The organism is Rhizobium sp. SYY.PMSO (assembly GCF_046840415.1).
Classification (GTDB): domain Bacteria; phylum Pseudomonadota; class Alphaproteobacteria; order Rhizobiales; family Rhizobiaceae; genus Rhizobium.
The window spans coordinates 3,490,035-3,511,389 of the sequence record NZ_CP177349.1 but is presented as its reverse complement, the minus strand read 5'-3'; the positions used below and the strand labels follow the sequence as shown (position 1 = coordinate 3,511,389).

At 62.7% G+C, this 21,355-nt stretch carries 15 protein-coding genes; 7 read left to right on the top strand and 8 right to left on the bottom strand.

The window, feature by feature from the left end:
• Positions 1 to 152: 152 nt before the first annotated feature.
• Positions 153 to 3,155, bottom strand: a complete 3,003-nt coding sequence (polA, locus tag ACJJVH_RS16980) for a DNA polymerase I (RefSeq protein WP_113385949.1) — start codon at positions 3,153 to 3,155, stop codon at positions 153 to 155.
• Between the two features lie 439 nt (positions 3,156 to 3,594).
• On the opposite strand from polA, the gene ACJJVH_RS16975 reads away from it, so the two are divergent.
• A complete protein-coding gene (locus ACJJVH_RS16975; protein ID WP_113501953.1) occupies positions 3,595 to 4,017 on the top strand; it encodes a MarR family transcriptional regulator in 423 nt (140 codons plus the stop codon).
• On the opposite strand, the gene ACJJVH_RS16970 is transcribed toward ACJJVH_RS16975, so the two are convergent.
• A complete protein-coding gene (locus ACJJVH_RS16970; protein ID WP_412064396.1) occupies positions 4,014 to 6,341 on the bottom strand; it encodes an EAL domain-containing protein in 2,328 nt (775 codons plus the stop codon). The two genes, ACJJVH_RS16975 and ACJJVH_RS16970, sit on opposite strands and share 4 nt — an antisense overlap.
• Before the next feature lie 199 nt (positions 6,342 to 6,540).
• On the opposite strand from ACJJVH_RS16970, the gene ACJJVH_RS16965 reads away from it, so the two are divergent.
• Both ACJJVH_RS16965 and ACJJVH_RS16960 read left to right on the top strand, forming a co-directional pair.
• Positions 6,541 to 7,929 carry a M20/M25/M40 family metallo-hydrolase gene (locus ACJJVH_RS16965; RefSeq protein WP_412064395.1) on the top strand — a complete coding sequence of 463 codons (1,389 nt, stop codon included), beginning with the start codon at positions 6,541 to 6,543 and terminating at the stop codon, positions 7,927 to 7,929.
• Positions 7,930 to 8,063: 134 nt separating this feature from the next.
• Positions 8,064 to 8,987 (top strand): nucleoside hydrolase, encoded by a 924-nt coding sequence (locus tag ACJJVH_RS16960; RefSeq protein ID WP_113371830.1) that lies wholly within the window; start codon positions 8,064 to 8,066, stop codon positions 8,985 to 8,987.
• An 88-nt stretch (positions 8,988 to 9,075) separates the two neighbouring features.
• Here ACJJVH_RS16960 and ACJJVH_RS16955 read toward each other — a convergent pair whose 3' ends face one another.
• From ACJJVH_RS16955 to ACJJVH_RS16935, 5 genes are all read right to left on the bottom strand, one after another.
• The gene (locus tag ACJJVH_RS16955) at positions 9,076 to 10,251 is read right to left on the bottom strand and encodes a M20 aminoacylase family protein (protein WP_113501956.1); all 1,176 of its coding nucleotides are present in this window, start codon (positions 10,249 to 10,251) and stop codon (positions 9,076 to 9,078) included.
• An 80-nt stretch (positions 10,252 to 10,331) separates the two neighbouring features.
• Entirely contained in the window at positions 10,332 to 11,393 is a 1,062-nt protein-coding gene (locus tag ACJJVH_RS16950) for an ABC transporter ATP-binding protein (protein WP_412064394.1), read from the bottom strand.
• Complete coding sequence (locus tag ACJJVH_RS16945) at positions 11,390 to 13,063, bottom strand: ABC transporter permease (protein ID WP_412064393.1); 1,674 nt, start codon at positions 13,061 to 13,063, stop codon at positions 11,390 to 11,392. The genes ACJJVH_RS16950 and ACJJVH_RS16945 overlap by 4 nt, the downstream gene beginning before the upstream one ends.
• A gap of 88 nt (positions 13,064 to 13,151) precedes the next feature.
• Complete coding sequence (locus ACJJVH_RS16940) at positions 13,152 to 14,168, bottom strand: iron ABC transporter substrate-binding protein (RefSeq protein WP_112801638.1); 1,017 nt, start codon at positions 14,166 to 14,168, stop codon at positions 13,152 to 13,154.
• 118 nt (positions 14,169 to 14,286) lie between these two features.
• The gene (locus ACJJVH_RS16935; RefSeq protein WP_412064392.1) at positions 14,287 to 15,171 is read right to left on the bottom strand and encodes a LysR family transcriptional regulator; all 885 of its coding nucleotides are present in this window, start codon (positions 15,169 to 15,171) and stop codon (positions 14,287 to 14,289) included.
• Between the two features lie 99 nt (positions 15,172 to 15,270).
• Between ACJJVH_RS16935 and ACJJVH_RS16930 the strand changes: the two genes are divergently transcribed.
• Positions 15,271 to 15,678 (top strand): CidA/LrgA family protein, encoded by a 408-nt coding sequence (locus tag ACJJVH_RS16930; protein WP_412064391.1) that lies wholly within the window; start codon positions 15,271 to 15,273, stop codon positions 15,676 to 15,678.
• Positions 15,665 to 16,369, top strand: coding sequence for an LrgB family protein (locus ACJJVH_RS16925; protein ID WP_112801525.1), 705 nt, complete (start codon positions 15,665 to 15,667; stop codon positions 16,367 to 16,369). The genes ACJJVH_RS16930 and ACJJVH_RS16925 overlap by 14 nt, the downstream gene beginning before the upstream one ends.
• A 71-nt stretch (positions 16,370 to 16,440) precedes the next feature.
• On the opposite strand, the gene ACJJVH_RS16920 is transcribed toward ACJJVH_RS16925, so the two are convergent.
• Entirely contained in the window at positions 16,441 to 17,778 is a 1,338-nt protein-coding gene (locus ACJJVH_RS16920; RefSeq protein WP_112801527.1) for an MFS transporter, read from the bottom strand.
• 392 nt (positions 17,779 to 18,170) lie between these two features.
• Between ACJJVH_RS16920 and cyoA the strand changes: the two genes are divergently transcribed.
• Entirely contained in the window at positions 18,171 to 19,301 is a 1,131-nt protein-coding gene (gene cyoA, locus ACJJVH_RS16915; RefSeq protein ID WP_112801529.1) for a ubiquinol oxidase subunit II, read from the top strand.
• Positions 19,302 to 19,348: 47 nt separating this feature from the next.
• Positions 19,349 to 21,352 carry a cytochrome o ubiquinol oxidase subunit I gene (gene cyoB / locus ACJJVH_RS16910; RefSeq protein WP_112801531.1) on the top strand — a complete coding sequence of 668 codons (2,004 nt, stop codon included), beginning with the start codon at positions 19,349 to 19,351 and terminating at the stop codon, positions 21,350 to 21,352.
• Positions 21,353 to 21,355: the final 3 nt, after the last annotated feature.

The following is a 21,355-nucleotide window of genomic DNA, read 5'->3' as shown; positions in this document are numbered from 1 at the left end:
GCTGAGGTGCCTTGGCGCGCTAGCGTCAAGGCCTCGAAGTACGAGGTGGCCCGGTAGAATACGCCACCCGCCCCCGTGGTTCGAGGCTTCGGCCTTCCAGGCCTCCGCACCTCACCATGAGGACTGATCTCCTCGCTATGCCCGATGCAGACTCAGTGCGCCTCGTCCCAATTATCGGCAGAGCGCGCGTCCACCTTCAGCGGCACCGCCATATTCACCGCCGGCATGGCGGCATTTTCCATGACCGAGACGACGATCGGGGTCGTGCGCTCGACATCGGCATCCTCGACTTCGAAGATCAGTTCGTCGTGCACCTGCAGCAGCATGCGCACGCGCTCGCCGAGCCCGGCTGAATCCAGCGCCGGCTCCATCTTGATCATCGCCCGCCGGATGACGTCGGCGGCCGAGCCCTGGATCGGCGCGTTGATCGAGGCGCGCTCGTTGAAGGCGCGGACGGAGGGGTTGGACGACCGGATTTCCGGGAAATGGATGCGGCGGCCGAAGATCGTCTCGACATAGCCCTTGTCGCGCGCGGTCTGCTTGGTGCTGTCCATGTAATCGCGGATGCCGGGGAAGCGCTCGAAATACTTCTTGATGTAATCGCCGGCCTCCGAACGCTCGATGGAGAGCTGGTTGGCGAGGCCGAAGGCGGAGATGCCGTAGATGATGCCGAAGTTGATCGCCTTGGCACGGCGGCGCACCTCGCTCGGCATGCCGTCCACCGGCACGCCGAACATCTCCGACGCCGTCATGGCGTGAATGTCGATACCATCCGCGAAAGCCTGCTTGAGCTGCGGAATATTGGCGACATGCGCCAGCACGCGCAGCTCGATCTGACTGTAGTCGGCCGACACCAGCTTGTGGCCGGGCGTTGAAATGAAGGCCGTGCGGATCTTGCGGCCTTCCGCCGTGCGCACCGGAATATTCTGAAGGTTCGGCTCGGAAGAGGACAGGCGCCCGGTAGTGGTCGATGCCAGCGAATAGGAAGTGTGGACGCGCTTCGTCTCCGGATGGACATAGCCCGGCAAAGCGTCGGTATAGGTCGATTTCAGCTTGGTGAGCTGACGCCAGTCGACAATCTTGCGCGGCAGCTCGAATCCGGCGGCAGCCAAGTCTTCCAGCACCTGCGCGGAGGTCGACCACTGGCCGGTCTTGGTCTTGCTACCGCCGGCCAATCCCATCTTTCCGAAGAGGATATCGCCGAGCTGTTTCGGCGAGCCGATGTTGAAACGTTCGCCGGCGAGCGTATAGATCTCGTCTTCCAGCCGAGCGGCCCCCTGGGCCAGTTCGCCGGAAAGGCGCGACAGGATCTGCCGGTCGATGGTGATGCCGCGTTGCTCCATATGGGCGAGTACCGGCACCAGAGGCCGCTCCAGACGCTCGTAAACCGCGGAAAGCTTTTCCGCCGCGAGCCGCGGCTTCAGCACCAGCCAGAGGCGCAGGGTCACGTCGGCGTCCTCGGCGGCATAGGCCGTGGCGCGGTCGATATCGACGAGATCGAAGGTGACGTTGGATTTGCCGCTGCCGGCCACGTCCTTGTAGGCGATCGGCTTGTGGCCGAGCCAGCGCTCGGAGAGGCTGTCCATGCCGTGAAGGGCGTTGGAGCCGCCATCGAGCACGTAGGACAACAGCATCGTATCGTCGAACGACTTCGTCTCGATGCCGTAGCGCTTCATCAGCAGGTAGTCGTATTTCAGGTTCTGCGCGATCTTGAGGATGGAGGCATCCTCCAGCAGCTCCTTCAACCTCGACAGGGCGTCGCGCAGCGGAATCTGGTTTTCGGCCAGGCCGCCGCCGAGCAGATCGCCGACACCGGTCCTGTGGTTGATCGGAACATAGGCGGCGCGGATGGAGGCGCCCGTCGGATCGTCGCGATTGTCGGCGATCGCCAGCGAAAATCCGACGATCTCCGCCTGCATCACATCGAGCGACGTCGTCTCGGTGTCGAAAGCGACGATGCCGGTTTCGCGCGCATCCGCAATCCACTGATCGAGCGTGGCGATATCGCGAATGGTCACATATTTCGAATGGTCGATGGGCGCACTCGCGAAGCTGGCGGCGCGAGCCCTGGCAAGATCTTCTGGCTCAGCGGTGCCATCCAGGGCCAGACGCGCCTTTGCCGACGGTGCCGGCACGCTCGCTCCTTCGGCCTCGACAACGCTGCCCGCGACGAGGTCGACATTCTCCCCGACATCCAGATCGGGGCCGTGTGCGCCCTCGCCCCACTCGATCTTGACGGCGGACGGCTCGATCGCCGCCGCGTCGCAATCGCAGGCGTCGGCCACCCGTCGCGTCAGCGAGGTAAACTCCATGGCCTTGAGGAAACCGATCAGCTTCGGGCCGTCCTGCGGGTCGAGCACCAGCGCATCGAGCGCCAGTTCCAGCGGCACATCGGTCCTAAGCGCCACCAGCTGGCGGGAAATCCGCGCCAGCTCGGCATTGGCGATGATGTTTTCGCGGCGCTTCTGCTGCTTGATCTCGCCTGCGCGGGCAAGCAGGGTATCGAGATCGCCGAATTCCTCCAGCAGCTGCGCCGCCGTCTTCGGGCCGATGCCGGGAATGCCGGGGACGTTGTCGACGGAATCCCCGGTCATGGCCTGCAGGTCGATCATCTTTTCGGGCGGCACGCCCCATTTCTCGATGACGTCGGGAATGCCGATCTGCTTGTCCTTCATGCTGTCATACATGTGGACCGCCGGCGTGACGAGCTGCATCAGGTCCTTGTCGGAAGAGATGATCGTCACATCGGCGCCGGCCGCCTCGGCCTGGCGGGCATAGGTGGCGATGATGTCGTCCGCCTCGAAGCCATCGGTCTCGATGCAGGGCAGATTGAAGGCGCGGGTCGCCTCGCGGATGAGACCGAATTGCGGGATCAGCTCTTCCGGCGGGGCTGAGCGGTTCGCCTTGTATTCCGGGAAGATCTCCTTGCGGAAGGTCTTCGAGGAATAGTCGAAGATGACGGCGAAGTGCGTCGGCGTCACCCCGACCGAAGTGTCGCGCGCCGAGGTCAGAAGCTTCCACAGCATGTTGCAGAAGCCGGAGACCGCGCCGACAGGCAATCCGTCGGACTTGCGCGTCAGCGGCGGCAGGGCGTGAAAGGCCCGGAAAATGAAACCGGAGCCGTCGACGAGGAAGAGATGATCACCTTTTTTCATGGAAGCATGGATAGCGTGGCGCACCTCCAACGTCCATATAAAGTTCTGCTTTTGCAGGCCGGCGAGACGGCCGAATCTCTCACCGAAACGTTACTAAGTTTTAATCAATCTAATCTGCGCATTCCCTTGAAAAACCACATTTGGAACCACAAATCATACTCACCGGCGATTGATACGCCGAGGGTCTGACAACCGGCCTGTCCCCCGCCACGTCAGACTTGGACAAAGGCCTATCCCCTCTCCGGGCCTTTGTCCCCCCTTTTACGAGCCGCCATGGCGAACCTCCAGGCCATGGCGGCTTTTTCGTGTCGCGATCTACAATTTTTGATTGTAATAAAATTCGCTGAAATTGCCGATTTCAGAGCGCCTTCTACCCAAGAATTGCTGATTGTCTTGGCTTTGAATTGTCGGCATATTTGCAATCATGGGATTTAATCGGATGGACTCCGCCGCCTACCTTGCCAGCCAGATGGCAAAAGGATTCGCTCGCTCGTTACAGCAGCGCGCGGCCAAGCTCGGATTTTCCCCCGGTCAGTTTCCGATCCTGCTGGAACTGTGGTCGGAGGACGGGCTCACGCAGAAGCAGTTGCTGGAACGCGTCGACATAGAACAGGCGACGATGGCCAATACGCTGTCGCGCATGGCGCGCGACGGGCTGGTGGAACGTCGCCCGCATCCCTCGGACAAGCGGGCGCAGCAGATTTTCCTGACGAGCAGGGCCGTCGCCATGCAGGCCGAGGCCATCGAGGCGGCCATGGCCACGGATACGGATCTTCTGAAGGACTTCCGCCAGTTCGAGCGCGAACTGCTGCTGGAATATATCCGGCGCGTGCTGGAGAATGCGAGGAACCTCCAGGTTTAGCCCGCGGCCTTGTCGAAAATGAAATATTGGCTGGGGCCGATATCCGGCTTGCCGAAGAACATTCCCTGAAGCTGCGCGCAGCCCTCCTCGACGACGATTCGGCGCTGAAGCTCCGTTTCCACGCCTTCCGTCACGACAGGCATGTTCAGGCTGTTCCCAAGGCCGATAATGGCGCGGACGATGGAGCGCGCCGCCGGATCATGCTCCAGCGCCCCGGTGAAGCTGCGGTCGACCTTGATCTTGTCGAAGGGGAAGGCGCGCAGGTTGCTGAGCGAGGAGAAGCCGGTTCCGAAGTCATCCATCACCACCCGGACGCCGAGACGGTGCAGCCGCTGCAAGGTGGCAATGACAGCGGCGCGCTCCCGCATCAGCGCTGCTTCGGTGATTTCCAGCTCGAGACGCCGCGGATCGAGGCTGGTTTTGCGCAGAATTCGCTCGATCTGATCGTAGAGGGTGGGAATCATGAATTGCAGCGGTGAAAGGTTTACGGCGACATTGGCGGGCTCGTGCCAGCGCGCCGCCTCCTCGCATGCCTGCTCCAGCACCCATTCGCCGATCGCGGCGATGGAGCCGCTCTCCTCGGCAATGGGAATGAAAACTTCCGGCTCGATGACCCCTCGCTCCGGATGGGCCCAGCGCAGCAGCGCCTCGTAACCGCTGACGTTCTGGCTCCCGACGTCGAAGATCGGCTGATATTCGAGATAGAGCTGTTTGCGGAGAATGGCCTGGCGCAGATCGTTCTCGAGCTGGCGGCGGGTGCGCACGGACTTGTCCATTTCGGCATCGAAAAAGCACGCATGGCCGCGGCCTGCACGCTTGGCACGGTAAAGGGCGGTGTCCGCGTTGGTATAGAGCTGTTCGGCGCTCGCGCAGTCGCGCGGATAGATGGCGATACCGAGACTGACGCCGACAGCCGTCGGATCGCGCGCCATGTCCATCTCCGTGGCGAACGCCGCGAGGATGCGCTCGGCAAGATGCCTGGCGCCTTCCGGCTGCCGGCGTCTTGGCTGGATGATGGCGAACTCGTCGCCGCCCAGCCTTGCCACCGTATCGCCTTCCTCGATCGTGCGCTGGAGAATGCAGGCAACCTTGCAGAGGATGCGATCGCCTTCGGCATGGCCGAACACGTCGTTGATCGCCTTGAAGCGATCCAGATCCAGGCAGAGGATCGCGACCTCGCCGCCCTTCCGGTTGACCGTCTGCAGCGCCTGGCGCATGCGCTGCTCGAACAGCGAGCGATTGGGCAGGTCCGTCAGGATGTCGTGATGCGCCAGATGCTCGATCATCTGTTGCGCCCGATGCCGCTCCGTCAGATCGCGTACGACGAGCACGCTGCATTCATGACCGCGATAGGTGATGGAACGCTGTACCGTCTCCACGGGTATGGCCTTGCCATCCCTGCCCGAAAGCGTCGTCTCAAGCGGTGTGGCGGCGTCGGCATCCATGTCTATCGTCAGGAAGGTTTCCGGCGCCATGCCGATCACCTGATGGGCGGGCCATCCGGAAATATCGAAAAACCGCTCGTTCGCATCGATGACACGGCCATCGCGCAAGATGAGCAACCCCTCGAGCGAGGCATTGGCGAAGCCGCGAAGGTCGGTCAGGTGGCGGTCGATGAAGATGGCGCCGAGAGCGACGAGGATCAGGCCCATTGCAGCGGCCGTGACGATGCCGGCAAGAATGCCTCTGTCGATGGAGAGGGCGGCTGCCGACCCGTCTGACTCAGGTGTCAGCATGACACCGCTCATGGCGATGAAATGCAAGGAGCATATCGCAAGCAGAAGCAGAAGGGCGCCGGCGTAGATGCGCTTTACGCCATCGAGACAGCGAAAGGCGAGGAAGGCCAGCGACGAAAGGCCAGCCCCTGTGACGATGGAGGCGAACACGCGCGGCATGCTGTAGGAGAGCTGCGCCGGACCCTCGATGGCTTGCATGCTGATAAAATGCATGGCTGCGATACCGAATGCCATCAGCGCGCCGCCAACGGCGAACGAGGCGCCGCTATCGCGCTGGAAGGCCACCGCGATGGCAAGCCAGGAGCCGATGATCGCGATGATCGCCGAAAACATGGTCAGCGAAGGGCCGTAGGAGATGGGAAGCCTGCCCTCATAGGCCAGCATGGCGATGAAATGCGTCGCCCAGATACCGATGCCGCTGGCAAAGGCCGCAGCGGCGATCCAGTGGCGGCGCTGATGCGAGCGGCACTCCTGCGCACGGGAAAAAAGAAGCATGGTGGCAAGGTTGCCGATGAAGCAGATGACCGCAGCGACGAGCACGAGCCGGTTGTCATGATCGTCGCGAATGCATGCAATCACTGAAAACATTACGCGTCTCCAGAATACCCCTCTGGATTGAAGTTATTTCCAATACTCTAAAAAACTTTTAAACTACATTCGCATATATTCACATAAGAACGCGACCAGCTCCTTCGGTGCCAAGCTACGGTAATTTTTTGGTTTTGGCACCTCGAAAGCCGCCGGGCTTTGGTCTATCGTCCCTCCGAATTCATGTAAGGAGTCGGATATGACCGATCTATCGCCCGTTCTCGATCGCGCCGATGAGAACCTCCCCTCCAGCCTCGACAATCTGTTCGAACTGCTGCGCATCAAATCCATCTCGACGGATCCGAGCTTCAAGGCGGAGTGCCGCAAGGCGGCGGAATGGCTGACTGCCTATCTGAACTCCCTCGGCTTCACCGCATCCGTGCGCGACACGCCCGGCCATCCGATGGTGGTCGCCCATCACGATGCCGGCAGCGCCGATGCGCCGCATGTGCTTTTCTACGGTCACTACGACGTGCAGCCGGTCGATCCGATCGAGCTCTGGGAAAACGATCCTTTTTCCCCGGAGATCAAGGACATGGGCAATGGCCGCAAGATCCTGACCGGCCGAGGCACCTCGGACGACAAGGGCCAGCTGATGACCTTCGTCGAGGCGGTGCGCGCCTACAAGGAGACCAGGGGCACGCTTCCCATACGCATCACCATCCTGTTCGAAGGCGAGGAGGAATCCGGCTCCCCCTCCCTCAAGCCGTTCCTCGAAGCCAATACCGCCGAGCTGAAGGCGGATTTCGCCCTGGTCTGCGATACCGGCATGTGGGACGGGGAAACGCCGGCGATCTCTGTCGGCCTGCGCGGGCTGGTGGGCGACGAAATCGTCATCACCGCAGCCGACCGCGACCTGCATTCGGGTGTCTTCGGCGGCGCGGCCGCCAACCCGATCCACATCCTGGCCGACATCCTGGCCGGCCTGCATGACGAGACGGGACGCGTGACGCTTTCCGGCTTCTACGACGGCGTCGAGGAAACACCCGCCAACATCAAGGCCTCCTGGGAGAAGCTCGGGCTGACAGCCGAAAAATTCCTCGGCGACGTGGGCCTCTCGATCCCCTCGGGCGAGAAGGGCCGCTCGGTGATGGAGCTGACCTGGGCGCGGCCGACGGCCGAAGTCAACGGCATTACGGGCGGCTATACCGGCGCCGGCTTCAAGACCGTGATCGCGGCCAAGGCATCGGCGAAGGTTTCCTTCCGCCTCGTCGGCAAGCAGAATCCGGCGGCGATCCGCGAGAGCTTCCGCGCCTATGTGCGCTCGAAGATACCGGCGGATTGCTCGGTGGAGTTCCATGAGCACGGCAGCTCGCCGGCCATTCAGCTCGCCTACGATTCGCCGGCCCTGACCAAGACGAAGACGGCGCTTTCCAACGAATGGCCGAAGCCCGCCATCGCGATAGGCATGGGCGGCTCGATCCCGATCGTCGGCGATTTCCAGAGAATGCTCGGCATGGAATCGCTGCTCATCGGCTTTGCCCTCTCCGACGACCGCATCCATTCGCCGAACGAGAAATACGAGCTGCGATCCTACCACAAGGGCATTCGCTCCTGGATCCGCGTGCTCGACGCGCTCGCCGGCTAAGCGGCCTGCGGGATGCGCAAGCCTTCTCGCGCGTCCCGCAAACGATCCCGCCGGGACGGCAAGACCTGCCATCGTCCGCGCCAAGCGGCCAGGGCTGCCGCCGTATCATTTTATTGCGACCGATGAGATAAGATATGGGAATCTGGATCGACACCGACATGGGGTTCGATGATATTGCCGCCATACTGGTGGTGGCGCATTCGGAGCTTGCCATAGACGGCGTTTCGCTCGTCAGCGGCAACGCGCCCCTGTCCCATGTCCAGGCCAATGCGGCGAGCGCGGCCGCAGTCTTCGGCTGGACGTTTCCCATCCACACCGGTCGCGAACTGCCCGTTCTGTGCAAACTGGAAACGGCGCAGAGCATTCTCGGCCAGACCGGCATTCCCACCACGGGCCGGAGCCTGCCGCCGGCCGATCCGCTTCCGGTAAGCGATGCCTTTGCTGCGCTCTGCGATTGGCTTTCCGACGGCAAAGGGCCGAAACGCATTCTGGCGCTCGGGCCGCTCACGAACATCGCGGCCCTGGCGCTGGCACGCCCGGACCTTGCCGCCCGCATCGACGAGCTGACCTGGATGGGCGGGGGCGTCACGTCGGGCAACCATACGGCGTCGGCGGAATTCAATGCCTTTGCCGATCCGGAGGCGCTTGCGATCGTGCTGGCGCATGAGCTGCCGTTGCGCATGATCGATCTCGATATCTGCCGGAAGGTGCTGGCCTGGCCCGAGGATGTCGCACGTATCCGCGGGATTGACGGCGAAAAGGCGCAGCTGCTCGCCGACCTGCTGGAAGGCTACGTCAACATCGCCATCAGCCGCGGCCGGCCGGCCATGGCCATCTACGACCCGACGGCGGCCGCCATTTTCGTCGAGCCGAAGATCGCCACCCTTCGCCACGCACGGATCGATGCCGAATTGCAGGGGCAGCATACGCGCGGGCGCACCGTGGTCGAAACCCGCGCTTCGCATGCGCAATTCAACGCCCATTTCGCCGCTGAAATCGATGCGGAAGAGGCACGCCGGATCATCTTCGATGCGCTGCTTCGAGAGGCCGGCCGCTGAAAAGACGCTCCGGCGAACCGGCGCCTCTCAGCGTTTCGGATGTGGGATGCGGTGCGGGGTAAGGCAGGATGCCACGATCACCGCTGCTTCAGCCCGCCTCCCCCAGTTCCTGCTCGACCAGGGTCGTCCAGAAGGCCACGCCCGAGGCAATCGCATCGTCGTTGAAGTCATAGGCCGTGTTGTGGTGCAGGGCGCCGTCGACGGCCGGCCCGTTGCCGAGCCAGACGTAACAGCCCGGAGCCTTCTGGCCGAAAAACGCGAAATCGTCGCCTGCGGTCGATGGCGGAAAGCGGGTCTGCACGTTCTCGCCAAAGACCGTAGCCGCAGCTTTCAGCGCCCGGGCCGTGGCATCGGCGTCGTTGACCACAGGCGGAATGCGGCGTTCGAACCGGTAGTCGACCGCAATGCCGAACATGGCGGCCGTGCCATGCGCCAGCCGCCCGATTTCTTCTTCCAGCTGATCGCGGACCCTGGGCGTATAGGCGCGCGCAGTGCCGCCGATGTCGACCGTGTCGGGAATGACGTTCAGCGCCTCGGGATCGCCCGCCCGCAGCGAGCAGGCGCTGACGACGGCCGGCTGCAACGGATCGACCACGCGCCCGACGATGGTCTGCAGCGAAGACAGGAAAGTCGCTGCCGCCGTAATCGGGTCCTTGCCGAGATGCGGCTTGGCGCCGTGGGTTCCCGTGCCACGGAAAGTAATGCGCCAGCTATCCGACGAGGCAAGCTGCGGCCCTTCGACGACAGCCATCTCATCGACCGCGAGACCGGGCATATTGTGCAGCCCGTACACGGCATCGCAGGGAAACAGGTCGAAAAGGCCCTCTTCCACCATGCGCTGCGCGCCGCCGCGGCCTTCCTCGGCGGGCTGGAAGATGAAATGCACCGTCCCGGAAAAGCCGCGCTTGGCGGCCAGGTGCCGCGCCGCACCGATCAGCATGGTCGTGTGACCGTCGTGACCGCAGGCGTGCATCTTGCCCGGAATGGTGGATTTGTAGGACCGATTGGCTTTTTCCGGCATGGCAAGCGCATCCATATCGGCACGCAGGCCGATGCGGCGCGTGCCGTTGCCGACCTGCAGCGTACCGACCACGCCGGTCTTGCCGAGGCCGCGATGCACCGTCAGCCCGGCCTCCTCCAGCAGGGTTGCGACGATGCCGCTGGTGCGCTCCTCCTCGAAGCCGAGTTCGGGATAGGCATGGAGGTTGTGACGAAGCGATGTGAGGAAAGGGAGATCCTGGGCGATCTCGTCAGGCAAAGACATGGATATTCCTTCGGCGTGGGGCACGATAACGGCTCGCCCTATCTTGCGCAAAGCAACGCCGGCTTCAACTCAAATGACGCTCAGGCATCGGGCTTGCCCAGAACATGTGCCTTTCCGACAACGCTCACCGAAACCATGCTGCCGACTTCGGGCAGGCCGACGCCGGAGCTTTTGATGTTCAACGTTTCCGAACCGCCGGCATCGGACAGGACGACCGTCACCGCGCAGATGGCGCCGCCGAATTCGATATCGGTCACTTTGCCGATGCAGGCCGCTTTCGCGCCGGCATCGTCGACGGCTCCCAGGCGCAACTGCTCGGGCCGCAGCATGATGTCGGTGCGCCCCTGCCGGCTCCCGGCATCGACCGGAATGTGCCCGAGGACACATCTGGCAGACCCATTGTCGAGATCGGCGGGCAATACGATGGCATCGCCGAGGAAGAGCGCGGTTTCACGATCCTTCGGGCTGAGGTAAAGGGCCTGCGGCGTCCCCGCCTGTATCAGCGCGCCCTCGCGCAATACGGCGACCTGATCTGCGAAGGACAAGGCTTCCGCCTGGTCGTGAGTCACCAGAACCGCCGTGATGCCGGCAATCTGCAGCACGCGGGCGACCGCTTTCCGCATGTTTTCGCGCAAGCCCGTATCGAGGGCGGAAAAAGGCTCGTCGAGCAGCATCAATCTCGGCTTGCGGCCGAGGGCGCGGGCCAGCGCCACGCGCTGCTGCTGGCCGCCGGAAAGCTGATGCGGACGGCGATCCAGCATGCGGCGGTCGAGTTCGACCATATCGATGAGAGCGTTGATGCGCTGGTCACGGTCGCGCGCGCCGCGCTCCATGCCGAAACCGATATTCTCGGCCACGCTCAGATGCGGAAACAGCGCGCCGTCCTGCGAGACGATGCCGATGCCGCGGCGATGCGCCGGCACGATGGCCTCGCCATCCGCCAGGGTTTCGCCCTGAAGCACGATCTGCCCCGCATCCGGAACTTCGAAACCGGCGATGATGCGCAGCAGCGTCGTCTTGCCGGAACCGGATGGGCCGACGATGGCCGTACGGCTGCCGGCGGCGACCGTCAGATCGATATTGTTCAACGCATGCACGGGGCCATAGCGCTTGCTGATATTCCTGATCGCCAGAAAGGTCATTGTCCGGCCGTTCGCTTGGATTGCACATAAAGGAGAAGGGTGAGCGGCAACGACAGCACGACCATCATGAAGGCGTAGGGCGCAGCCGAAACATAATCGATCTCGCTGGTCAGCGACCAGAATTTCGTCGCCAGCGTTTCCGTGCCGTTGGGAGAGAGCATCAGCGTTGCCGTCAGCTCGTTGGTGATGCCGAGCGCGACGAGCGCCACGCTGGCGGCAAAGCCGGGGGCGGCAAGGCGCATGGTGATCTGCCGAACGGCCTGCGCCGGGGTGCGCCCGAGCGCCATGGCGGCGCGTTCGAGCTCGACGGGCGCCTGCGCGATGCTGGCACGCAGGCCGACCATGGCGCGCGGCAGGAAGAGCAGGACATAGGCGAGCAGCAGCGTGGCGAAGGTCTGGTAGAGCGGCAGGATCAGCCGGACGGTGATCGACACCAGCGCCAGCGCGACGACCACGCCCGGCAGCGAGCCGACATAGTAATGGCAGGCCTCGAGAACGCGCTGCAGCCGGCCCGGAGCGCGCACCGACAGCCAGGCCATGGGCGCCGCGGCAATGGTGGTGAGCAGACCGCCGGCTATCGCGAGAACGATGGTCTGCAGCAGGGCGTAACCGACCGTATCGATCCGCCAGATGCCCGCGCCGCCGAGGTAAAGCCAGCGTGCGAGCGTTACGAAGGGAATGCCGAGCGTCAGCACCGCCGTCACCACAGGCAGCGCGATGGCGGGAGCAGCGAACCAGCCGAGACGACGGCGGGAGGTCGGGCGGGCGGCTCCCGAACCGATGCGGGCATAGCGCTCGTTGCCACGCACCAGCACCTCTATTCCCAATAGCAGCAGGCAACAGAAAACGAGAACGCCGCCGAGCATATTGGCGGCGGGGCTGTTATAGGCCGATTGGAACTGGTCGACGATCGCAGTCGAGAAGGTGTCGAAGCGGATCATCACGTAGAGACCGTACTCCGCCAGGAGATGCAGGCCGATCAGCAGCGATCCCCCACAGATGGCAAGGCGAAGCTGCGGCAGGATCGCACGGAAGAAGACGCGCCAGGGGCCAAGCCCGAGCGAGGCGGCGGCATCCTCGATCGCGGGGTCCAGCCGGCGCAAGGTCGCGGCGACCGGCAGGTAGAGAAAGGGAAAATAGGCAAGCACCGACACCAGCACGCCGCTCCACAGCCCGCGCATGCTCGGCACGAGGCTGACCCAGGCGTAGCTGTGCACGAAAGCAGGCACCGCAAGCGGCGCAACGGCCAGCCAGGACCAGATGCGCGCGCCGGGGATATCGGTGCGCTCCGTCAGCCAGGCGAGCGTCACCGCAAGAAGGATGGAAAGCGGGATGGTGCAGACTTCGAGCAGGACGGTATTGACGAGCAGTTCGCCGACACGGTTGCGGAAGATCAGCGCGATCACCTCGGTCCAGCCCGTATCGATCGTGACCCAGACGATGAAGCCGAGCGGCACCAGGCTCAAAAGCGCGACGACGGAAGCAAGGGCAACGACGGAGGCATGCCGAACGCGGCTGCGCGGAGCAGCCGTCAACCGGGGCATTCGCATGGCGGCAGGCTCGCCGGCATATGTGTTCTTCTGCAGCAAATCCGAGCTGCCTTTCACGCCCTGAAACAGGAAGGCAACCGCCGCTTGCGGCGATTGCCGGTCGATCGGCCCCAAGGCCATTCCTATGCCCCTAGCAGGGCATGCGACAGTGACGCAAGAGCAAAGCCGGCGGCAGCGCTCGAAACGCGCCGCAGCACCGGCTTTCGCCTTAGATCAGCCCGGCCTCGGTCATCAGATCGGTGACTTTCTTGCTGTTCAGCTTCGAAGGCTCGACCTTCGGCGCCTGCAGGTCGTTCAGCGGCACCAGCTTCGGATTGGAAGCTTCTCCGTTGCCGACGGCATATTCGAAGGAGTCGCCGTCGCGCAGAACGGCCTGGCCGCCCTTGCCGGTGATCCACTTCAGGAACGCCTGGGCTTCCTTCTGGTGCTGGCTGGAGGCAAGGATGCCGCCGCCGGAGATGCTGACGAAAGCGCCCGGGTCCTGGTTCTTGAAATAATGCAGGGCGACGTTCTTGCTGTTTTCAGCCGTCTTCGCCTGATCGCCGAACCAGTAGTAGTGATAGATCACCGCGCCTTCGATCTCGCCGGCATTGACCGCCTTCATGGCGACGCTGTTGCCCTTGTAGAAGCTGGCGTTTTCCTTCATCGCCTTCAGCCAGGCGCGGGTCGCGTCCTCGCCCTTCAGCTCCAGAAGCGCGCTGACGATCGCCTGGAAATCGGCGCCGGCCGGGGCGCCGCCCCAGCGGCCTTTCCACTTGGGATCGGCCAGATCCAGCAGCGACTTCGGCAGGTCGGCTTCCTTCAGCTTGGTCTTGTCATAGGCGAAAACCGTGGAGCGGGCGGCAACGCCGATCCAGTTGCCGTCGGCGGCCTTGAAGGTTTCCGGCACCTGGGCCAGCGTATCGGCATCGACCGGGGCAAAAAGCTTGTTGGCGTCGACCAGCGTCATGCCAGGCGAGTTTTCCGTCAGGTAGACATCCGCGGGGGAGGCTGCGCCTTCCTGAATGATCTGGTTGGCGAACTGCATGTCGCTGCCGTTGCGGATCGTGACCTTGATGCCGGTTTCCTTGGTGAAGCCATCCGCCCAGGCCTGCGTCAGCGCTTCGTGCTGAGCGTTATAGACGACGATGCCCTCGGAGTCGGCGGCGTTCGCCATCATCGGAGCAACGGCGAGACCTGCGGCAAGCGCGAGCGCACTGGTGAGATGAGAAAAGGAAAAAGTCATAAATTCCCTCGCTTTGAAGTCGCCGCCAACGGCAGCAATGCGATAGCCTATATTTTTCCTGAGCGGCGTTTTCAAGTTTACAGTCACACCCCTCTATCACAAAAGCTTGAGAAAAGAGTCAAGATTTCGCCGCCGTCTCCGCAGCAAGGTCGAGCCACGCACGGCCGGCATGGGAGAGATAGCCGCCGCGCCGCCAGATCCATGCCATGTGCCACTCCATTCCGGGCTCGATCACGAGGGCATGGCCGATGCCGGGCCTGCGGCGCTGTTCCGCGATCAGCCGCGGCAGGAAGCCGACGCCGAGGCCGGCGGCAACCAGTTCGACGATGAAATTGATCTGGCTCGACCGGGCGGCGATGTCGGGCGCGAAGCCTGCCGTACGGCAGGCATCCAGAATGATGCCGTTGAGCGCGAAGCCGGTTTCGAACAGAAGGAATGGATTGCCCTTCAACGCCGCCAGCGGCACGGCCCGGCTGCCGGCGAGCGGATGCGCCGACGGCAGAAGGACGTGCATGGGTTCGCAACGCACGCTCTGCCACTCGAAAGCATCGAGCGTCGGAAGGAGCGAGGCGCCGAGATCGACCTCGTCGGCGAGAACCATTTCCTCCAACCGTTTCGCGCCCTGCTCCACCAGCCTGATCTCGATGCCGGGATACCGGTTGCGAAAGACGGCAAATACCGGTGCGAACAGCGCGTCGTTGCCGATCGGCGGCAGGCCGAGGCGCAGCGTACCGCGTGCCAGACCCCGCAATTCCGCCAGTTCGGCGAGCAGATCGTCACGTCCGGCAAGGATCGCCACCGCCCGGCGATAGACCACTTCGCCGGCATCGGTCAGCGTCGTGCGATGGCCGATGCGGTTGAGCAGCGGCAGGCCGAGCTCGTCTTCGAGCTGCCGCACCGCCTTGCTCACGGCGGATTGCGTTGCAAACACCACCTTGGCGGCTTCGGAAAAGCCGCCCTGGCGCACCACCTCGACAAAGGCTCTCAGCGTTCGAAACTCCATATCTATTCCATACAGGACTAAATTCTATGAAATCAATTCGTTTTATTCATAACCGGAAAAGACCTATCTTCCGGGCATCCAATTTTCCCGAGTTTTTCCATGTCCGTCGACCTGAAGAATCATCCGAAACTGAACCGCCTGGCCCAGATCCTGCTGCTGCTGGCCTTCTGGCAGGCGGGCGAGGCCATCGTGCGCCTCGCGCATCTGCCGATACCCGGCGCCATTGCCGGCATGCTCTTGGTGCTGGCGCTGTTTGCCAGCGGCAAGGTCAGCATGACGAGCATGAAGCGCGGCGCGGAGTGGTTTCTCGCCGAGATGCTGCTGTTCTTCGTGCCGGCGGTGCTTGCCCTGCTCGATCACGGCGAATTCATCGGCATCGTCGGGCTGAAGGTGCTTGCGGTCATCTTCGCCGGCACCATCATCGTCATGGGCGTTACCGCTATGGCCATCGACATCGGCTTTCGCCTGATGATGCACCCAGGAGCATCCCGCCATGTCTACCATTGAAAGCGCCGCGGCCGGGCTGTTCTGGCCGCTGGCGACGATCGGCCTCTATTATCTTTCCAAGGCGCTCTACCGGCGCTGGCCCTCGATCTGGCTGTCGCCGCTGGTGGCGGCACCCGCAGTCCTGATCGCCGTCGCGCTCCTGCTGCATGCCAGCTACCAGGACTACATGCATGACAGCCGCTGGCTGCTTGCCCTGCTCGGACCGGCGACCGTCGCCTTTGCCGTGCCGATCTACGAGCAACGCGCGCTGATCAGGCGCTATTGGCCGATCCTTCTGTTCGGGGTGACGGTCGGCAGCACGACGGCCATGGTTTCGGCCTGGGGGCTGGCGAGCCTGCTCGGCCTCGACGAAAGCCTGCGGCTCAGCCTGATGCCGCGTTCGATCAGCACGCCTTTCGCCATGGTGGTTTCGGGCGATATCGGCGGCGTGCCCAACCTGACCGCCGTCTTCGTCGTCATCACCGGCCTGTTCGGCGCCGTCGCCGGGCAAGCGCTGCTGCGGCTGCTGCCGCTGCAATCGGGCATGGCGCGCGGCGCCCTTTACGGCATGGGCGCGCATGGTATCGGCGTCGCCAAGGCGCATGAGATCGGCCGGGAAGAAGGATCGATCGCCGGCCTCGTCATGGTGCTGGTGGGATTGACGAATGTTCTGGCGGCACCGCTGATCGCCTGGCTCATGCATTCCGCATGAACGAAAAGCCGAATAAAAGAAAAGGGCCGCGGCATGAAGATGCCGCGGCCTTTTTCGTTCGAAGATACAGCTCAGTTGTCACGCGTCTCCAGCGTCTTGCTGAAAAAGATGGCAACCAGCGTGCAGACGACGCCCGACAGCAGATAGAGGCTGGTATAGACGAGGCCGAACTGGCTGGAGAGGGCGAGCGCCACGAACGGCGCAAAGCCGGCGCCGATCAGCCAGGACAGATCCGACACGAGAGCCGAGCCGCTGTAGCGATAGTTCTGGGTGAAGCGCGAAGCGCTGGCACCGGCTGCCTGCCCGAAGGAGAGGCCGAGAAGCGTGAAACCGAGAACCACGTAGATATGACGGCCGGTCACGCCGCCATCGAGCAGCCAGGGCGCGATGAAGGCGAAGCAGGCGAGCAGGACGGCACCGATGGCAAGCTGATTGCGCCGGCCGATCCGGTCGGCCAACATCCCGGAACAGATGATGGCGAGAATGCCGCAGATCGCGCCGAGGAACTCCATCAGCAGGAACGAACCGGGGCTCTGCTCGCTATAGAGCGTTACCCAGCCAAGCGGAAAGACCGTGACCAGATGGAAGGTCGCAAAGCTTGCCAGCGGCACGAAGGCGCCGATCAGGACATCGCGGCCGTGCACGCGCAGCAGCTCCGTCATTTTGACGGGCTCGAGCTCATGGCGCTCCAGCAGGGTGCCGAATTCCTCGGTGGCGACCAGGCGCAGACGGGCAAAGAGGGCGACGACGTTGACCGCGAAAGCGCAGAAGAACGGATAACGCCAGCCCCAGTCCAGGAAGTCCGCGGTGTTGAGGCTCGTGACGAAATAGGCGAACAGGGCGCTTGCCAGCATGAAGCCGATCGGGGCGCCGAGCTGCGGGATCATCGCATACCAGCCGCGATGGTTGGTGGGTGCATTCAACGCCAGCAACGACGCCAGGCCGTCCCAGGCACCGCCGAGCGCAAGCCCCTGGCCGATGCGGAAGATCGCGAGCAGGATGATCGCGTAGACGCCGACTTCGGAGTAGCCGGGCAGGAAGCTCATCGACGCGGTCGAGCCGCCGAGCAGGAACAGCGCGATCGTCAGCTTGACGCCGCGCCCGTACCTGCGGTCGATCGCCATGAAGATGAACGAGCCGATCGGGCGGGCGATGAAGGCCAGCGAAAACACGAGAAAGGAAAGCAGCGTGCCATGCAGCGGGTCGGCGAAGGGGAAGATCAGCTTCGGGAAGACCAGGACCGACGCAATGGCATAGACGAAGAAGTCGAAGAATTCGGACGTGCGACCAATGATCACGCCGATGGCGATGTTGCCGGGGGCGACGCTGCCGCCCGCATGCATGCTTCGGGCGTCGCTCTCGAGCGTTGAAGATGTAGGATTCAATGATTCATGCGTAACGCTGACCATGCGCGGGAGCCTCCCTCTCCGAGCACGAATTCCTCCACGAATTCGTGCATGATGAAAATGTCGATCAAACGTGCGAACATATCAAGTATCCAGCATGAAATAATTCGCAAATTAGCAATTAAACCGGACTTTTCAGGCCGTGGCGCCACATTCCGGACCATGCAGGAACTGTCACCCGTGGTCATTTGTTCCGATCCAGGTATATTGGCAGCGACGAAAGCGAATGGCCTGATGGAAAACCTTCTGGATTTCTCAGGGGTTTCCCGATACGTGGGACAGCATTCCATACCGCAATGCACCCGCCCTTGCTGCGGTGCGACGAAACACCTCATATCGTTCATGACCGCCGTCCTTTAGTCGCGGTACGGTCGAAACAAAAAGAGCTTTAAGACGTGCCAAGACTATCGAAGATTTTCAGCCGTTTATCCGTCATCCCCCTGTTTCTGCTGCTGTCGGGCTGCGATCTGGTGGTGATGGCTCCCTCCGGCGATATCGCCATGCAGCAGCGGGACCTCATTATCGTCTCGGTCGTGCTGATGCTGATCATCATCATCCCGGTGATCTTCCTGACGCTGTTCTTCGCCTGGAGATACCGCCAGTCGAACAAAGAGGCGACCTACGAGCCGGATTGGCATCATTCGACGCGTCTGGAGCTGGTCATCTGGTCCGCTCCGCTCGCCATCATCATCGCGCTCGGCGCGGTGACCTGGATCAGCACCCATCAACTCGATCCATACCGGCCGCTCGACCGCATCGCCGCCGACAAGCCGCTCAGCGCCGACGTGAAGCCGCTGACGGTGGAAGTGGTGGCGCTCGACTGGAAATGGCTGTTCTTCTATCCGGAATACGGCATCGCCACCGTGAACGAAATGGCGGCTCCGGTCGACCGGCCGATCAACTTCAAGATCACGGCCTCCGCCGTCATGAACTCCTTCTTCATCCCGGCACTGGCCGGCCAGATCTATGCCATGCCCGGAATGGAGACGAAGCTGCACGCCGTCATCAACCATCCCGGCGAATTCCAGGGCATGTCCGCCAACTACAGCGGCGCCGGCTTCTCGAACATGCGCTTCAAATTCCATGGCCTCGCCCAGGCGGATTTCGACCAGTGGGTCCAGAAGGCCAAGAGCCAGGGCTCGGCACTCGGCCGCCAGGAATACATGGCGCTGGCCAAGCCGAGCGAACGGAACCCCGTGCAATATTTCAACGCCGTCGACGACGGGCTCTACAACGCCATCCTCAACATGTGCGCCGACCCGAGCAAGATGTGCATGAGCGAAATGATGCATATCGACGCCAAGGGCGGCGGCGGCAAGGAGAGCCAGGAAAACCGCGAGCGGCTGATCTACGACAACCGTGACGGCGACTCGTCCGAAGCCACGCCCGTCAAGGTGGACGGCGCCGCCGCTCAGGCCGTGCAGCACGGCGACAACGCCATGCACGGCTCCATGCAAGGCATGGATATGGGCAACGGCTCTTCTTCCGATTCGTCGACCGGTTCGGCGCAGCATCAGGATCATTGATCCGGTGCGCTCAATAACAAGACATTCATAAGGGACAGAGGCAATCCATGTTTTCCAACCCGGACCTCTATAAATTCATCTTCGGTCGGCTGACGCTCGACTCCATCCCGTATCACGAGCCTATCCTCGTCGCGACCTTCATCGGCGTCGCCATCGGCGGCATCGCCGTTCTCGGCCTGCTGACCTATTTCCGCCTCTGGGGATACCTCTGGAAGGAATGGTTCACCAGCATCGACCACAAGAAGATCGGCATCATGTACGTCGTGCTGGCGCTGATCATGCTGCTGCGCGGCTTTTCGGACGCGCTGCTCATGCGCCTGCAGCAGGCAATCGCCTTCAACGGTTCCGAGGGCTACCTGCCGCCGCATCATTACGACCAGATCTTCACCGCCCATGGCGTCATCATGATCTTCTTCGTGGCGATGCCCTTCGTCACCGGCCTGATGAACCTCGTCGTGCCGCTGCAGATCGGCGCGCGCGACGTGTCCTTCCCCTTCCTCAACAACTTCTCGTTCTGGATGACCACGGCCGGCGCGATCATCATCATGATCTCGCTCTTCATCGGCGAATTCGCCAAGACCGGCTGGCTGGCCTATCCGCCGCTTTCCGGCATCGCCTACAGCCCCGACGTCGGCGTCGACTATTACATATGGGGCCTGCAGGTCGCGGGTATCGGCACGACGCTTTCGGGCATCAACCTGATCGCCACCATCGTCAAGATGCGCGCGCCGGGCATGACCTTCATGAAAATGCCGGTCTTCACCTGGACGTCGCTCTGCACCAACATCCTGATCGTCGCGAGCTTCCCGATCCTAACCGCCACGCTCGCCCTGCTCACCCTCGATCGCTACGCCGGCACGAACTTCTTCACCAATGACCTCGGCGGCAATCCGATGATGTATGTCAACCTCATCTGGATCTGGGGCCACCCGGAAGTCTACATCCTGATCCTGCCGGCCTTCGGCGTCTTCTCGGAAGTCGTCGCCACCTTCTGCGGCAAGCGCCTGTTCGGCTACGCCTCGATGGTTTACGCGACCTGCGTGATCATGATCCTCTCGTACCTCGTCTGGCTGCACCACTTCTTCACGATGGGCTCGGGCGCCAGCGTCAACTCCTTCTTCGGCATCACGACGATGATCATCTCGATCCCGACGGGTGCGAAGCTCTTCAACTGGCTGTTCACGATGTATCACGGCCGCATCCGCTACGAGCCGCCGATGCTGTGGACCGTCGGCTTCATGGTGACATTCACCATCGGCGGCATGACGGGCGTCATGCTCGCGGTTCCGCCGGCCGATTTCGTGCTGCACAACTCGCTGTTCCTGATCGCCCACTTCCATAACGTGATCATCGGCGGCGTGCTCTTCGGCATGTTCGCGGGCGTCAACTACTGGTTCCCGAAGGCCTTCGGCTTCAAGCTCGATCCTTTCTGGGGCAAGATGAGCTTCTGGTTCTGGCAGATCGGCTTCTGGTTCGCCTTCATGCCGCTCTACATCCTCGGCCTGATGGGCGTCACCCGCCGTGTCAGCCAGTTCGACGATCCGTCGCTGCAGATCTGGTTCATCATCGCGGCCTTCGGCGCCGGCCTCATCGCCATCGGCATCGCCTGCTTCCTCATCCAGCTCGCCGTCAGCTTCATGAAGCGCGAAGAGCTTCGCGATCATACGGGCGACCCATGGGGCGGCCGCACGCTGGAATGGTCCACCTCGTCGCCGCCGCCGGCCTACAACTTCGCCTTCACGCCGATCGTCTACGATCATGACGCGTGGTGGGACATGAAGAACCGCGGCTACGTCCGACCGACCGAAGGCTTCATCCCGATCCACATGCCGAAGAACACCGGCACCGGCATCATCCTCGGCGTTCTCTCCATCGGCTTCGCATTCGGCATGATCTGGTACATGTGGTGGCTCGCCGCCATCACCTTCGTCGCGATGATCGTCATAACGATCGGCCATACCTTCAACTACAAGCGCGACTACCACATCCCCGCCGACGAGGTCGTCAAGACCGAGAACGAGCGTACGAAGCAGCTCGCAGGACAGGTGTAAGAC